Annotated in this window: 1 pseudogene; it reads left to right on the forward strand. The window is 63.1% G+C overall.

Annotation, left to right across the window (positions count from 1 at the left end):
* Window positions 1-1,516 (forward strand): annotated as a pseudogene (locus tag Q673_RS0118605) (hypothetical protein); the annotation flags it as partial.

Here is a 1,516-nt window from a genome sequence, read left to right on the forward strand (position 1 = left end):
ACGTGGGCGGCACCGGTGAGAACACCATCGATGACGCCATCCGCTCGGCCAACACTGCGGCCAATGCGGGTTGGGACATCAGTGCCCAGGGCAGCAACCCGACCAATGTGGGGCCGGGCGACAGCGTCGATCTGAGCAACAGTGACGGCAATATCGAGGTCAGTAAGACCGCCACCGATAACGACGTCACCTTCGACCTGGCTGCCAATCTCACGGCCGACAGCCTGACCACCGGTGACAGCAGGCTCGACACCGATGGTCTGACCGTCGATGACGGTGCCGGCAACGTCACCGAAGTGACAACCGCTGGTACCAGCGTCACTGACGGCACCAACAGCACCGAGTATGGCGCCGACGGCATGACCATCGCCGGTGGCCCGAGCGTTACCACCAGCGGCATCGATGCGGCTGGCAACAAGATCACCAACGTGGCCGATGGCGACATCAATGCCTCCAGCGGCGATGCCATCAACGGCAGCCAGCTGCAGGCGGCAGGCGACAGCCTGGCCAGCAATGTGCTGGGCGGCAATGCCGACTACACCGGCAACGACTTCGCCATGAGTGATGTGGGCGGCACCGGTGAAGACACCATCGATGACGCCATCCGCTCGGCCAATACCGCGGCCACTGCGGGCTGGAACGTGGCCGACACCAATGGCAATAGCCATAACATTGGCCCCAACGGCAAGGTGACCTTCGAGGGTGACAGCAACGTCACGGTGACCGAGTCCGGCGTCGACGATGATGCCAAGGTCCAGGTGGCGCTGAACGACAACATTACCGTCGATAGCGTGACCACTGGTGACAGCAGGCTCGACACCGATGGACTGACCGTCGATGACGGTGCCGGCAACGTCACCGAAGTGACGACCGCTGGCACCAGCGTCACCGACGGTACCAACAGCACCGAGTACGGCGCCGATGGCATGACCATTGCCGGTGGCCCGAGCGTTACCACCAGCGGCATCGATGCGGCTGGCAACAAGATCACCAGCGTCGCCGATGGCGCCATCAACAGCACCAGCAGCGATGCCATCAACGGCAGCCAGCTGCAGGCGGCGGGCGACAGCCTGGCCAGCAATGTGCTGGGCGGCAATGCCGACTACACCGGCAACGACTTCACCATGAGTGATGTGGGCGGTACCGGTGAAAGCACCATCGATGACGCCATCCGCTCGGCCAATACCACTGCCAACGCGGGGTGGAACGTGGCCGACACCAATGGCAACAGCCATAACATTGGCCCGAACGGCAAGGTGACCTTCGAGGGTGACAGCAACGTCACCGTCACCGAGTCCGGCGTCGACGATGATGCCAAGGTCCAGGTAGCGCTGAATGACGACATTACCGTCGATAGCGTGACAGCCGATAGCGTGACCACCGGCAACAGCAGGCTCGACACCGATGGACTGACCGTCGATGACGGTGCCGGCAACGTCACCGAAGTGACAACCGCTGGCACCAGCGTCACCGATGGCACCGACAGCACCGAGTACGGCGCTGACGGCATGACCAT

This window comes from Halomonas sp. PBN3, from assembly GCF_000475415.1.
In the GTDB taxonomy this organism is placed as follows: domain Bacteria; phylum Pseudomonadota; class Gammaproteobacteria; order Pseudomonadales; family Halomonadaceae; genus Halomonas; species Halomonas shengliensis.